The sequence below is a fragment of the Pseudomonas sp. FW300-N2F2 genome (assembly GCF_017351655.1).
Lineage (GTDB): Bacteria > Pseudomonadota > Gammaproteobacteria > Pseudomonadales > Pseudomonadaceae > Aquipseudomonas > Aquipseudomonas fluorescens_AA.
Window position 1 is genome coordinate 2,780,297 of the sequence record NZ_JACNDQ010000001.1, and the last position, 14,634, is coordinate 2,794,930.

11 protein-coding genes are annotated in these 14,634 nt (G+C 62.8%); 9 read left to right on the forward strand and 2 right to left on the reverse strand.

Going from position 1 to position 14,634, the window contains the following annotated elements; genetic code table 11:
• Positions 1-16 precede the first annotated feature (16 nt).
• The 9 genes from J4E63_RS12005 (at position 17) to J4E63_RS12045 (ending at position 12,276) form a co-directional block, all read left to right on the forward strand.
• A complete protein-coding gene (locus J4E63_RS12005; RefSeq protein ID WP_207282091.1) occupies positions 17-3,790 on the forward strand; it encodes a nitrate reductase subunit alpha in 3,774 nt (1,257 codons plus the stop codon).
• Position 3,791: 1 nt separating this feature from the next.
• Positions 3,792-5,330, forward strand: a complete 1,539-nt coding sequence (narH, locus tag J4E63_RS12010; protein WP_060742099.1) for a nitrate reductase subunit beta — start codon at positions 3,792-3,794, stop codon at positions 5,328-5,330.
• Between the two features lie 2 nt (positions 5,331-5,332).
• Entirely contained in the window at positions 5,333-6,088 is a 756-nt protein-coding gene (gene narJ / locus J4E63_RS12015) for a nitrate reductase molybdenum cofactor assembly chaperone (protein WP_158456000.1), read from the forward strand.
• Positions 6,081-6,761, forward strand: a complete 681-nt coding sequence (gene narI, locus J4E63_RS12020) for a respiratory nitrate reductase subunit gamma (RefSeq protein ID WP_207282092.1) — start codon at positions 6,081-6,083, stop codon at positions 6,759-6,761. Before narJ ends, narI begins: the two co-directional genes overlap by 8 nt.
• Before the next feature lie 10 nt (positions 6,762-6,771).
• Positions 6,772-7,725 carry a peptidylprolyl isomerase gene (locus J4E63_RS12025; RefSeq protein ID WP_207282093.1) on the forward strand — a complete coding sequence of 318 codons (954 nt, stop codon included), beginning with the start codon at positions 6,772-6,774 and terminating at the stop codon, positions 7,723-7,725.
• Between the two features lie 25 nt (positions 7,726-7,750).
• Positions 7,751-8,743 carry a GTP 3',8-cyclase MoaA gene (gene moaA, locus J4E63_RS12030; protein WP_207282094.1) on the forward strand — a complete coding sequence of 331 codons (993 nt, stop codon included), beginning with the start codon at positions 7,751-7,753 and terminating at the stop codon, positions 8,741-8,743.
• Between the two features lie 632 nt (positions 8,744-9,375).
• Complete coding sequence (locus J4E63_RS12035; RefSeq protein ID WP_060742104.1) at positions 9,376-11,391, forward strand: ribonucleoside triphosphate reductase; 2,016 nt, start codon at positions 9,376-9,378, stop codon at positions 11,389-11,391.
• Positions 11,392-11,422: 31 nt separating this feature from the next.
• Complete coding sequence (gene nrdD / locus J4E63_RS12040; RefSeq protein WP_092174522.1) at positions 11,423-11,584, forward strand: anaerobic ribonucleoside-triphosphate reductase; 162 nt, start codon at positions 11,423-11,425, stop codon at positions 11,582-11,584.
• Positions 11,581-12,276 carry an anaerobic ribonucleoside-triphosphate reductase activating protein gene (locus J4E63_RS12045; RefSeq protein WP_259333728.1) on the forward strand — a complete coding sequence of 232 codons (696 nt, stop codon included), beginning with the start codon at positions 11,581-11,583 and terminating at the stop codon, positions 12,274-12,276. The genes nrdD and J4E63_RS12045 overlap by 4 nt, the downstream gene beginning before the upstream one ends.
• 137 nt (positions 12,277-12,413) lie before the next feature.
• Here J4E63_RS12045 and J4E63_RS12050 read toward each other — a convergent pair whose 3' ends face one another.
• Together J4E63_RS12050 and J4E63_RS12055 are read right to left on the reverse strand one after the other, a co-directional pair.
• On the reverse strand, positions 12,414-13,781 hold the full coding sequence (locus tag J4E63_RS12050; protein WP_207282095.1) for a 4Fe-4S binding protein: 1,368 nt from the start codon (positions 13,779-13,781) through the stop codon (positions 12,414-12,416).
• Positions 13,769-14,623: an FTR1 family protein gene (locus J4E63_RS12055; protein WP_207282096.1), complete on the reverse strand. Its 855-nt coding sequence runs from the start codon at positions 14,621-14,623 to the stop codon at positions 13,769-13,771. Before J4E63_RS12055 ends, J4E63_RS12050 begins: the two co-directional genes overlap by 13 nt.
• Positions 14,624-14,634 lie beyond the last annotated feature (11 nt).

Genomic DNA, 14,634 nt, shown 5'->3' on the forward strand with positions numbered 1-14,634 from the left:
CTGAGAGGAAGACACTGTGAGTCATTTACTGGATCAACTGCGGTTCTTCAACCGCAAGCAAGGCGAGTTTTCAGACGGCCATGGCGAGACCCGCAAGGAGTCCCGCGACTGGGAAAACGTCTACCGTTCCCGCTGGCAGTACGACAAGATCGTGCGCTCCACCCATGGGGTGAACTGCACCGGTTCGTGCTCATGGAAAATCTACGTCAAGAACGGCCTGATCACCTGGGAAACCCAGCAGACCGACTACCCGCGCACCCGCAATGACCTGCCCAACCACGAACCACGGGGCTGCCCGCGTGGCGCGAGCTACAGCTGGTACATCTACAGCGCCAACCGGCTCAAGTACCCGAAGATCCGCAAGCCGTTGCTCAAGCTGTGGCGCGAAGCCCGGCAGACCTTGCCGCCAGTGGAAGCCTGGGCCAGCATCGTCGAGGACAAAGCCAAGGCCGACTCGTACAAGAGCAAGCGCGGCATGGGTGGCTTCATCCGTTCCAACTGGGAAGAAGTCAACGAGATCATCGCCGCCGCCAACGTCTACACCGTCAAGACGCACGGCCCGGACCGGGTGGTGGGCTTCTCGCCGATCCCGGCCATGTCGATGGTCAGTTATGCCGCCGGCTCGCGTTACCTGTCGCTGATCGGTGGCGTGTGCCTGAGCTTCTACGACTGGTATTGCGACCTGCCGCCTGCTTCGCCAATGGTGTGGGGCGAGCAGACCGACGTGCCGGAATCGGCCGACTGGTACAACTCCAACTACATCATTGCCTGGGGCTCCAACGTCCCGCAGACCCGTACCCCCGACGCCCACTTCTTCACCGAGGTGCGCTACAAGGGCACCAAGACCGTGGCGATCACCCCGGACTACTCGGAAGTCGCCAAGCTCACCGACCTGTGGCTCAACCCCAAGCAGGGCACCGACGCCGCCCTGGCCCAGGCCTTCAACCATGTGATCTTCAAAGAATTCCACCTGGACAAGCCCAGCGCCTATTTCACCGAGTACGCCAAGCGCTACACCGACCTGCCGGTGCTGGTGATGCTCAAGCCGATGCTTGGCGCGGCGCCGGGCGCGGGTTACCAGCCGGACCGTTTCCTGCGGGCCAGTGACTTGACCGACAACCTCGGCCAGGAGAACAACCCGGAATGGAAAACCATCGCCCTGGATGCCAGCGGCGAACTGGTCTCGCCCCAAGGCTCCATCGGCTATCGCTGGGGCGAGAAGGGCAAGTGGAACATCCTCCCCCGTGAAGGCGGCGAGGGGCGTGAGATCGACCTCAAGCTGAGCCTGATCGGCGGCGACGTCGCCGAGGTGGCGTTCCCGTACTTCGCCGGCGAAGCCCAGGAGTACTTCCAGCATGTGGCCGGTGACGCGGTGCAGTTCCGGCGGGTGCCGGTGCACAGCGTGGTGCTGGCCGACGGCAGCGTGGCGAAAGTCGCCACCGTGTTCGACCTGTCGGCCGCCAACCTGGCCATCGACCGTGGCCTGGGTGGCGCCAACGTCGCCAAGGACTACGACGACGCCTCGGTGCCCGGCACCCCGGCCTGGCAGGAGCAGATCACCGGTGTGAGCCGCGAGAAGGCGATCCAGATCGCCCGCGAGTTCGCCGATAACGCCGACAAGACCCGTGGACGCTCGATGATCATCGTCGGTGCGGCGATGAACCACTGGTACCACATGGACATGAACTACCGCGGGCTGATCAACATGCTCATGCTCTGCGGTTGCGTCGGCCAGACCGGCGGTGGCTGGGCCCACTATGTGGGCCAGGAAAAACTCCGTCCGCAATGCGGCTGGCTGCCCCTGGCCTTCGGCCTGGACTGGAACCGTCCGCCACGGCAGATGAACGGCACCAGCTTTTTCTATGGCCACAGTTCGCAATGGCGCCACGAGAAGATGAGCATGCACGACGTGCTCTCGCCCCTGGCCGACAAATCGCAGTTCCCCGAGCACGCCCTGGACTACAACATCCGCGCCGAACGGGCTGGCTGGTTGCCGAGCGCGCCGCAACTCAACACCAACCCGCTGCACATCTGCCGCGATGCCGCCGCCGCGGGCCTGGAGCCCAAGGACTACGTGGTCAAGTCGCTGCAGGACGGTTCCCTGCGCTTTGCCTGCGAACAGCCGGACAGCCCGGTGAACTTTCCGCGCAACATGTTCATCTGGCGTTCCAACTTGCTGGGCTCCTCGGGCAAGGGCCACGAGTACATGCTCAAGTACTTGCTGGGCACCAAGAACGGCGTGATGAACGAAGACATCGGCCATAGCACCGAGTGCAAACCCACCGAAGCCGAGTGGGTCGACGAAGGCGCCATCGGCAAGCTCGACCTGGTGACCACCCTGGACTTCCGCATGTCCTCGACCTGCGTGTATTCCGACATCGTCTTGCCGACCGCCACCTGGTACGAAAAAGACGACATGAACACCTCGGACATGCACCCGTTCATCCACCCACTGTCGGCCGCCATCGATCCGGCCTGGGAGTCGCGTTCGGACTGGGAAATCTACAAAGGTATCGCCAAGGCGTTTTCCGCCATGTCGGTCGGCCACCTGGGCGTGGAAAAAGACCTGGTCACCGTACCGTTGATGCACGACAGCGTCGGCGAACTGGCCCAACCCTTTGGCGGCACCGACTGGAAAAGTGCCGGTGTGGCGCCGGTGCCGGGCAAGAACGCACCGAACCTGCAGGTGGTGGAGCGCGACTACCCGAACATCTACAAGCAGTTCACCTCCCTGGGTCCAATGCTCGAGAAGCTCGGCAACGGCGGCAAGGGCATCAACTGGAACACCGAGACTGAAGTGAAATTCCTCGGCGAACTGAACCACAAGGAAGTCGAGGCCGGCATCAGCCAAGGGCGGCCAAAAATCGACAGCGCCATCGACGCCGCCGAAGTGATCCTGTCCCTGGCCCCGGAAACCAACGGCCATGTCGCGGTGAAAGCCTGGGCGGCGCTGTCGGAATTCACCGGTATCGACCACAGCCACCTGGCCGTCTCCAAGGAGCACGAGGCCATTCGTTTCCGCGACATTCAGGCCCAGCCGCGCAAGATCATCTCCAGCCCGACCTGGTCCGGCCTGGAAGACGATCACGTGAGCTACAACGCCGGCTACACCAACGTCCATGAGTCGATCCCATGGCGCACCATCACCGGTCGCCAGCAGTTCTACCAGGATCACCCGTGGATGCAGGCGTTCGGCGAACAGCTGATGAGCTACCGGCCACCGGTCAACACCCGCACCATCGCCGGCGTGAAGGGCAAGCGCAGCAATGGCGAGACCGAGATCGTCCTGAACTGGATCACTCCGCACCAGAAGTGGGGCATCCACAGCACCTACAGCGACAACCTGCTGATGCTCACCTTGAGCCGTGGCGGGCCGATTGTCTGGCTCTCGGAAATCGACGCCAAGCGCGCCGGTATCGAGGACAACGACTGGATCGAATGCTTCAACGTCAACGGCGCATTGACCGCTCGTGCGGTGGTCAGCCAGCGGGTCAAGGAAGGCATGGTGATGATGTACCACGCCCAGGAACGAATCGTGAACGTACCCGGTTCCGAAACCACCAAGACCCGTGGCGGCCACCACAACTCGGTGACCCGCGTGGTGCTCAAGCCCACCCACATGATCGGTGGCTACGCCCAGCAGGCCTACGGCTTCAACTATTACGGCACGGTCGGATGCAACCGCGACGAGTTCGTCGTGGTGCGCAAGATGTCCAAGGTCGATTGGCTCGACGGTTCCAGTGGCGATGATCTGCCGCGTCCACTGCCGACTGATATCGAGGAGAACTGAGATGAAGATTCGCTCACAAATCGGCATGGTCCTGAACCTGGACAAATGCATCGGCTGCCACACCTGCTCGATCACCTGCAAGAACGTCTGGACCAGCCGCGAAGGCATGGAGTACGCCTGGTTCAACAACGTCGAATCCAAGCCGGGCATCGGCTATCCCAAGGAGTGGGAAAACCAGGACAAGTGGAAGGGCGGCTGGGTCCGTAACGCCGACGGTTCGATCAACCCGCGCATCGGCGGCAAGTTCCGCGTGTTGGCGAACATCTTCGCCAACCCGGACCTGCCCAGCCTGGACGATTACTACGAACCGTTCGACTTCGATTACCAGCACCTGCACACCGCGCCACTGGGCGAGCATCAACCCACCGCGCGCCCGCGTTCGCTGGTGTCTGGCAAGCGCATGCAGAAAATCGAATGGGGCCCGAACTGGGAGGAAATCCTCGGTACCGAGTTCGCCAAGCGGCGCAAGGACAAGAACTTCGACAAGATCCAGGCGGACATCTACGGCGAGTACGAAAACACTTTCATGATGTACCTGCCGCGCCTGTGCGAGCACTGCCTGAACCCGGCGTGCGCGGCATCGTGCCCGAGCGGGGCGATCTACAAGCGCGAAGAGGACGGCATCGTCCTGATCGACCAGGAGAAGTGCCGCGGCTGGCGCATGTGCATCAGCGGCTGCCCGTACAAGAAGATCTATTTCAACTGGAAAAGCGGCAAGTCGGAAAAGTGCATCTTCTGCTATCCGCGCATCGAAGCCGGCATGCCGACGGTCTGCGCTGAAACCTGCGTCGGCCGCATCCGTTACCTCGGCGTGCTGCTGTATGACGCCGACCGTATCAGCGAAGTGGCGAGCACCGCCGATGAGAAGGACCTGTACGAGAAGCAACTGGAGATTTTCCTCGACCCCAACGACCCGGCAGTGATTCGCCAGGCCTTGGCCGATGGCGTGCCACAGTCGGTGATCGACTCGGCGCAACGCTCGCCGGTCTACAAAATGGCCGTGGATTGGAAACTCGCGCTGCCGCTGCACCCGGAATACCGCACCTTGCCAATGGTCTGGTATGTGCCGCCACTGTCGCCGATCCAGAACGCGGCCGCCGCCGGTACCGTGGGCATGAACGGGGTGATCCCGGATGTCGACAGCCTGCGCATTCCGCTGCGTTACCTGGCGAACATGCTCACTGCCGGCGACGAAAAACCGGTCAAGCGCGCCCTCAAGCGTCTGCTGGCGATGCGGGCCTACAAGCGTTCCGAGCAGGTCGACGGCGTGCAGGACCTGCAAGTGCTGGCCGACGTCGGCTTGAGCGTGAACCAGGTGGAAGAGATGTACCGCTACCTGGCTATCGCCAACTACGAAGACCGTTTCGTGGTACCGAGCGCCCACCGTGAAGACGCCATGAGCGATGCGTTCGCCGAACGCTCCGGTTGTGGTTTCAGCTTCGGCAGCGGCTGCAGCGGCAGCTCTGACACCAACATGTTCGGCGGCAAGAAGGCCAATCGTCGCGACGTGATCAAAACCGTGCAGTTGTGGGAGGAATGAACATGCGCATTCTCAAGGTGATTTCGTTGCTGCTCGATTATCCGACCGAGACCCTGGTGGCCGGTCGCGACGAGCTGGAGCAGGCCATTGCGCAAGCACGGGAAATCAGTCCCCAGCAGCGCGCCGGGCTGTTCGAATTGCTGGAAGTGATCTGCGGCAAGGACTTGATGGACGGCCAGGAACACTACGGCGCGCTGTTCGGCCGGGGCCGTTCGCTGTCGCTGCTGTTGTTCGAACATGTCCATGGCGAGTCCCGCGACCGGGGCCAGGCCATGGTGGACATGATGGCGCAATACGAAGAGGCCGGTTTCGCCATCGGCGTCAAAGAGTTGCCTGACTACATCCCGCTGTACCTGGAGTTTCTCTCCACCCGCGAGGACATCGAGGCTCGCGAGGGCCTGGCGGATGTGGCGCATCTGCTGGCCTTGCTCGCGGCGCGCCTGGACGAGCGTGAAAGCGTCTACGCCAGTTGCTTCCGGGCGTTGTTGCAAATCGCCGGGGCCGAACCCCAGGTGGCGGTGGCCGAATTGCGTGAGCAAGTGAAGGCCGAGCCTCGGGACGACTCCCTCGAAGCCCTGGACAAGATCTGGGAAGAAGAGCAGGTGGATTTCATGAAGGCCGAACAGCAGGACCGTTGCAGTTCACTGCCCAGCGCGCCAGGCAAGGCGCGGGACGAAAGTGCGGTGCCGTTGCACTGGGTGGATTTTCAGCATGAAGGGCGGGCCGCAGCGCCAGCCGGGGAGGTGGGCAATGTCTAAATGGGATCTGTTGTTGTTCGGGGTCTACCCCTATGTCGCTTTGGCGATTTGCCTGCTCGGCAGCTGGGCACGGTTCGACCTGTCCCAGTACACCTGGAAGGCCGGTTCCAGCCAGATGCTGAACAAGCGCGGCATGCGTGTGGCGAGCAACCTGTTTCACGTTGGCGTGCTGTTCGTGTTGGCCGGGCACTTCGTCGGCCTGCTGACGCCGGCGGCGATCTATCACCATGTGCTGAGCACTGAGAACAAGCAGTTGCTGGCGATGGTTTCCGGTGGGTTCTTCGGCGTGCTGGGCCTGATCGGCCTGGTGATGCTGCTCAACCGCCGCCTGACCGACCCACGGGTGCGCGCCACCTCCAATGTCTCGGACATCCTCGTGCTGGTGGTGTTGCTGGTGCAACTGCTGCTGGGGCTGATGACCATCGTCGCATCCACCGCCCATATGGACGGCTCGGTGATGGTGATGCTGGCCGACTGGGCCCAGAACACTGTGCTGTTGCGGCCGGTGGAAGCCGCTACCGCGATAGCGCCGGTGGGCCTGGTCTACAAGCTCCACGTGGTGCTGGGCCTGACCCTGTTCGTGCTATTCCCGTTCACTCGTCTCGTGCACATCGTCAGTGCGCCGGTCTGGTACCTGGGACGTCGTTATCAAATCGTTCGGCAGAAGTTCTGAGGAGAAGATCATGGCGAGTGGATGCGGATGTGGCGGTGGTAGCGGTGGCGGTGGTTGCGGCTCCTCGGCAAAAGTGCCGCCGGTGGTCGATGTGGAACCCGTAGGGGCGGTGCAGTTCGAGCCGGCCCAGGCCGGGCCGGTGGTGGAAGATCAAGCGCCAGAGTTGATTGCCAGCAGTGAGCAGGAGTGGCCGATCATCAGCGTCAACGGGGTGTCGATCACCCCGCAGGCGATGGCCCAGGAGCTGCAGTATCACCCGGCCGACAGTCGCGAGGACGCGGTGTACCAGGCCGCTCGGGCCCTGGTGATTCGCCAATTGCTCCAGCAACGTATCGCCGAGCTGGGCCTGGCGTTGCAGGTCGGTGCCGGTGAAAACGAAGAAGAGGCAGCCACGCGGCTGTTGCTCGAACGCGAGGTGCAGGTGCCGCAGTGTGACGAGGCCACCTGCCTGCGTTACTACGAAAGCAACCGGGTGCGCTTTCACAGCGCGCCGTTGCTGGCGGTGCGGCACATCCTGCTCGAATGCGCGCCGGACGATGCCGAGGCCCGCAGCCTGGCCCATGTCCAGGCCGAGCTGCTACTGGAGCGGCTGGACCAGTTCCCGGGCAGCTTCGCCGAGTTGGCGCTGAAGTATTCGGCGTGTCCATCCAAGGCTCAGGGCGGCTCGCTGGGACAGATCAGCAAGGGCCAGACCGTGCCTGAACTGGAGCGCCAATTGTTCACCCTGCCGGCGGGCCTGGCGGGCAAGCCGCTGGAAAGTCGCTACGGCTGGCATGTGATCAGCATCGACCAGCGCATCGATGGCCAGCCGTTGCCGTATGAGGCCGTGGCGACAGCGATTCGTACGCAGTTGCAGCAGGGCGTTTGGCAAAAGGCGCTGGTGCAGTACCTGCAAACCCTGATCGGTGCGGCGGATATTCGCGGTATTCACCTTCAGGGCGCCGACTCGCCGCTGGTGCAGTGAGCACAGGTTCAATCGGGAGATCTTCATGAACGCGGTGTTGCAGGACGGATTTGGGCGCCAGATCGATTATTTGCGGATGTCGGTGACCGATCGTTGTGATTTTCGTTGTGTGTATTGCATGGCGAAAAACATGACCTTCCTGCCGCGTCAGCAGGTGTTGACCCTGGAAGAGTTGCAGCGTCTGGCGCGGCTGTTCGTCGGCCTGGGGGTGAAGAAAATTCGCCTGACCGGTGGCGAGCCGCTGATCCGTCCGGGCATCGTCGGGCTATGTCGCGAGATCGCGGCGCTGCCCGGCCTGCGGGAGCTGGTGATGACCAGCAACGGCTCGCAGTTGGGGCGTCTGGCCCAGCCGCTGGTCGAGGCTGGGGTCAAGCGCATGAACATCAGCCTCGACAGCCTCGACGGTGAGCGTTTTCGGGCGATCACCCGTAACGGCAACCTCGATCAAGTGCTGGCAGGGATTGAAGCGGCGAAGGTCGCTGGGTTCGAGCGGGTCAAGTTGAATTGCGTGGTGATGAAAGGACGCAACTTCGATGAGGTCCCGGCGCTGGTGCAGTACGCCATCGATCAACGCATCGACATCAGTTTTATCGAGGAGATGCCGTTGGGGGAGGTGGGGCGTTCCCGGGGTGAGTCGTTCTGTTCCAGCGATGAGGTCCGGGCGGAGATCGCTCGCCATTATCGCCTGCTCGACAGCGCCGAGAGCAGCGGCGGGCCGGCGCGCTATGTGCGCCTGGAGCGTCATCCAGATACCCGGATCGGTTTCATTTCCCCCAACACCCATAACTTCTGCGCCAGTTGCAACCGCGTGCGCATGACTGTCGAAGGGCGCTTGTTGTTGTGCCTGGGGCAAGAAGACTCCCTTGACCTGCGTGGCTTGCTGCGACGTTATCCGCTGGACGATCAACCGGTGATCCAGGCGGTGCAGCAGGCGTTGTGCGGCAAGCCATTGCGGCATGACTTCAACCCGGGTGGGGAGGTGCAGATTGTGCGGTTCATGAATATGAGTGGGGGTTAAGGGCTTGCGCGGACCCCGTGGCGAGGGAGCTTGCTCCCGCTGGGCTGCGTAGCAGTCCTGTTCTGGGTGCTGGGGTGTTGGGGACATATCCGTTTCTGCGGTAACGGCCACTTAGCGTTCCGCCCTGACGGCGGGTCACTTTCGAAAAGCGCGAAAGTAACCAAAGCGCTCATGCCCCACCACTCGGCACCTCGCCTAGGCTCGGTGTGCCCTCACTCCGGCATTGCTCCGTGGGCCGCCGCGAAGGGCCATCCATGGCCCAGCGCGGCTATCCCGGCATCCATGCCGGGATGCCCACTCCACAATGCCTGCGTTCGGCCATCGTGGTTAACGGGGCGTCGGAGATCAACGTCCACCGCGAGGCGGCCTTATAGCCGACCTGATTCTCACGCTCATACCCCGATCCAACTGTGGGAGCGAGCCTGCTCGCGAAGGCGGCCTGCCAGCGACCTGGTTCTCCCAGCCATACTCCAATCCCCTTGTGTGAGGCGCATTGCTCCCTTCCGAACAGGTTGGTCGTTGCCCCCGATTCTTGATATCGATCAATTGCAACTCGATCATTTGGCCGTACTCTCCACTGCATATTGTGTTTTTACAAATTAAAAAGCCTATATGTAGTGTCTGGAGCCAAAATGCAGAGCACGTTGATCTCAGTAGGGTGTAACCGCTTGCACAAGCGCGATGGCAGTGTGGTCGCCTTTGATGCGGACAAGATCCGCCAGGCGCTGATCGCCGCCGGCAAGGCCACTGGTGAGTACGCCGAAGCCGAGGCCGAAGGGTTGCTTGAGGCGGTATTGGCGCGGCTGGAAGGGCAGTCGCGGTTGAACGTCGAGCAGATCCAGGACCGCGTCGAGCGCGTTCTGATGGACGCCGGGTATTTCCTGTCCATGCGCGCCTACATCGTCTACCGCGAACAACACGGACGCCTGCGTCGGGATCGCCGTACGCTGGTGGAAGTCGCCACTTCGATGAACGAATACCTGGACCGCGAAGACTGGCGTGTGCAGGCCAACGCCAACCAGGGCTATTCCCTCGGCGGGCTGATCCTCAACGTATCGGGCAAGGTCACCGCCAATTACTGGCTCGACGAAGTCTACAGCCAAGCCATCGGCGAGGCGCACCGCGAGGCGGACCTGCATATCCACGACCTGGACATGCTCGCCGGCTACTGTGCCGGCTGGTCCTTGCGCACCCTCTTGCATGAAGGCCTCAACGGCGTGCCAGGGCGGGTCGAGGCTGGGCCGCCCAAGCACCTGAGCAGCGCCCTGGGACAGATGGTGAATTTCCTCGGCACCCTGCAAAACGAATGGGCCGGCGCCCAGGCGTTCAGCTCGTTCGACACCTACCTGGCGCCCTATGTACGCAAGGACCGGCTCAGCTACGACCAGGTTCGCCAGTCGTTGCAGGAGTTCATCTACAACCTCAACGTGCCGTCGCGCTGGGGCACGCAAACCCCGTTCACCAACCTGACGTTCGACTGGGTCTGCCCCCAGGACCTGCGCGAACAGATCCCGGTCATCGGCGGTGAAGAAATGCCGTTCGCCTACGGTGACCTGCAAGCGGAAATGGAGCTGATCAACCGCGCCTACATCGAGGTGATGCAGGCCGGCGATGCGAAAGGCCGGGTCTTCACCTTTCCGATCCCGACCTACAACATCACCCATGACTTCCCGTGGGACAGCGAGAACGCCGACCGGCTGTTCGAAATGACCGCCCGCTACGGCTTGCCGTATTTCCAGAACTTCCTCAACTCGGACATGCAACCCAACCAAGTGCGGTCGATGTGCTGCCGCCTGCAACTGGACGTGCGCGAGCTGCTCAAGCGCGGCGGCGGCCTGTTCGGTTCGGCGGAGCAGACCGGGTCCCTGGGCGTGGTGACGATCAACTGCGCGCGCCTGGGCTACCTGTACAAAGGCAACACCAGCGGGTTACTGCAACGCATCGATACCCTGATGGAACTGGCGAAAGAGAGCCTGGAGGTCAAGCGCAAGGTCATCCAGCATCACATGGATGCCGGTTTGTACCCCTACACCAAGCGCTACCTCGGCACGTTGCGCAACCACTTCTCCACCATCGGCGTGAACGGCCTGCATGAAATGCTGCGCAATTTCACCGATGACCAGCAAGGCCTGCACACCGAGCAGGGCCGGGCATTCGCCCTGAAACTGCTGGACCACGTGCGGGCCACGTTGCTGCGTTTCCAGGAGGAAACCGGCCACCTCTACAACCTCGAAGCCACGCCCGCCGAAGGCACCACGTACCGCTTCGCCAAGGAAGACCTCAAGCGCTACCCGGATATCCTGCAGGCTGGCAGCCCGGTCGCGCCGTACTACACCAACTCGTCGCAACTGCCGGTGGGCTTCACCGACGATCCGTTCGAAGCCCTGGAGTTGCAAGACGAACTGCAATGCAAATACACCGGCGGCACCGTGTTGCACCTGTACATGGCCGAGCAGATTTCCTCGACACAGGCCTGCAAGCAACTGGTGCGCAAGGCCCTGGGACGTTTCCGCCTGCCGTACCTGACCATCACGCCGACCTTTTCCATCTGCCCGGTGCACGGCTACCTGGCCGGCGAACACGAGTTCTGCCCCAAATGCGACGAGGCCTTGCTGCTGCAACAGCAGTTGGCAGGCAGCGTTCACTGATCCGATCCATCGACCGCAAGGAGCTTCACCCATGAATGCATCACAAAGCCTTCCACCCGCACAGCGTCAACGTTGTGAAGTCTGGACCCGGGTGATGGGGTATCACCGCCCGGTGGCGGCCTTCAACCCCGGTAAGCAATCCGAGCATCGTGAGCGGGTGCACTTCACCGAACGCGCGGCCGGGCGTCCATGAGTCGAGTGCTACGGGTCGGGGGCATGGTGCCCCTGACCACCCTCGATTATCCGGGCCAACTGGCCTGTGTGCTGTTTTGCCAGGGGTGTGCCTGGCGTTGTCGTTATTGCCATAACCCGCAACTGATCCCGCCACGCGGCAGCGAGGAGGTGGATTGGTGTCGGGTGTTGGCGTTCCTGCAACGCCGTCAGGACCTGCTCGACGCCGTGGTGTTCAGCGGCGGTGAGCCGACCTTGCAGGACGGCCTGGCGCCGGCCATGGAGCAAGTGCGGCAGATGGGTTTTCGCATCGGCCTGCACAGCGCCGGCATCAAGCCGGCGGCCTTCGCCAAAGTGGTCGGGCTTGCCGACTGGGTGGGGTTCGACATCAAGGCCTTGCCCGAAGATGCCCTGGAGGTGACCCGGGTCGAAGGCAGCGGCGCCGCCAACTGGCGCAGCCTCGACCACCTGCTGGACAGCGGCGTTGATTATGAATGTCGCACGACGGTGCACTGGCATCTGTTCGACCCGGAGCGGTTGCTGACCCTGGCCCGACGCCTGAGCGAGCGCGGTGTCAACCGGTTTGCCGTGCAACTGGTGCGCACCGCGCGGATGCTCGACCCGCATCTTTCCAGTGTCTCGGCGCAGGCCTTGCAGCCCGAATTATGGGCCGCCATGCGCGAGCTGTTTCCTTCGTTCGTGCTGCGTAGTTGAGGGATCGCAGGTTTGAGTGGCTGCCTGCCAAACCCCTGTGGGAGCGAGCTTGCTCGCGATAGCGGTGGGACAGCTGCAGTGATGTTGGCTGTGTCGACGTCATCGCGAGCAGGCTCGCTCCCACCGGATTTAGTGTGTTACCACCCCCAAAACTGCAACCACCACCCATAACCCACCAGACCGCTGGCCACTATCAGGCAGGCCATGGCGGGCAGTCGCTGAACGGGCGATGCAGTCGTCTGTTCCAGGCGTTTCCAACCCAGCCACAGGCTCCAGGCTATCGCCGCCACCAACAATCCGGCTCGAGCCGGTTGCACCCACTCGAGCAACAACCCTTCATAGCGCAGCAACTTGACGGTGGTGGCCGACAGGCCGAGGAACAGTCCCGCACCGCCAAGGGGTGTCAGGGTGACGGCTAGGGGCAAATACTCTGCGCAATCGCCCGCGAGTCGTGCCGCCAGGCGCATCAGCAGCATCAGCGACGTCCCCAGCAACAGGGCGCTCATGCCCAAATAGGCGACGATGCAAAAGCCATCGAGCCAGCTGAAGCTGTCGTTGAGTTGTGGATAGTGCGTCAGCAGCCACCAGGGCGCGTTGTCTTGCAGCGGCCAGAACAGATCGTGTGCCACCAGCCATTGCGCCAGTGCCTGCTTCAGGGTGATGAACCAGGGGCTGACGGTCCATTGAAAGGCCCCCATGGCCAGGCCGATGACGCCGAACAACAGCAAGCGCACATCCCAGGGCGAGAGCGTGGCGGGCGTTGACTGAAGGATTTCCTGGTTGCTGGAGCGGGCGATCAGGCGCACCGCATCGCGCTGGCCGCTGCAGCGACCGCAGGCGTGGCAATCGGCGGCACCGCGCATTCGGCGGATGTCCAGCAAGGGCGCGCAGTTGGGTGCGGGGCGACGCGGCGCAGGGTTTTCCAGCCAGCGTTGTTCGTCTACTTGAAAGTGCATCGGTGCCAGGCGGGCGAGGAGGGCGAAGACGCCACTGACCGGGCACAGATAACGGCACCACACTCGCTTGCCACGGGCGAACAGCAGGCCAACGATCACTGCCGCGACGGTCGAGCCACCCAGGATCAGCAGCGCCGCCTGGGCGTAGTCGTAGACGCTGATGAGTTGACCATAAATCGTCGTCAGGCAGAACGCCAGGGTCGGCCAGCCGGCCCAGCGCACGCTTCTCGGCACACCCAGGCCTTTGCCGTAGCGACTGGCCCATTCACTCAAGGCGCCTTCGGGGCACAGCACGCCACACCAGAGCCGACCGAACAAGACGATCGAGAGCAATACGAACGGCCACCACAGGCCCCAGAACAGGAACTGCGCCAGCAGCGTGAGGTTGTCGAACAGGTGCGCCTGACTGCTGGGCAATGGTAACAGGGCGGGTATCACCAGCAGCACCGCGTACAACAGCACCACCGCCCATTGCACGGCACGAATGGTTGCGCCGTGGCGCCGCATGCCGTCGCCCAGGCGCTGGAGCCAGGGGTTCAGGTGGGGCATGGCAGGTTTTCCGCCTTGGGTGTCCGCAACCATCTCGCGACGGTCAGCCAATAGCCTATCCACACCAAGAGCGTCAGCGCGCTGGGGCTGGCGCGATACCCGGCGAAATCGGCGAGGAATCCGCCCAGGCCATGGCCGTCGTCCAGTATCGCGCTGCTGTTCCACAGTGCATCGCCAATGCCACGGTACACCGGCTCGGGCCAATCCATCGCGAGCAATTGCCCGCCGATCCGCTCGATGCCGCTGACCAACAACGCCGCACCCAACAGCAGCAGGATCGCTTCGCTGATGGCGAAGAAACGCGGCCAGGAGATGAACCGGCGACTGCCGTGGAGCAAGGAAACGCTCAACAGCGCCAGCACCAGGCCAGCGATTGCACCCACGGCGAACAGGCCCAGTGACGGCCCTTGCAAGCGGGCGCCGGCGCCGTACAGGAAGACCACGGTTTCACTGCCTTCGCGGCTGACCGCCAGTAACGCCAGCACCATCAGGCCCAGGCCACCCTGGCGGTTCAGGCGCTGGTCGGCTTTGCGCGAAAGGTCCTGCTTCAGTGTCCCCGCGTTGCGATGCATCCAGCCGACCATTTGCACGATCAACAGACTCGCGATCAACGCCAGCGAAGCCTGGAACCATTCATTGGCGCTGCCGCTCATGGCTTCGCCGGCCAGCAGGATCAAACCGGCCAATACGCCCGACAACAGCAAGCCGAGCAGTGCGCCGCTCCATAGGTACCGCAACAGATGGCTGGCCTGTTGTTGCCGGCTGACCCAGGCCTGGAGGATACCGATCACCAACAACGCCTCGACGCTTTCGCGCCAGACAATAAACATCGATTGAGTCATGCAAATGCCTC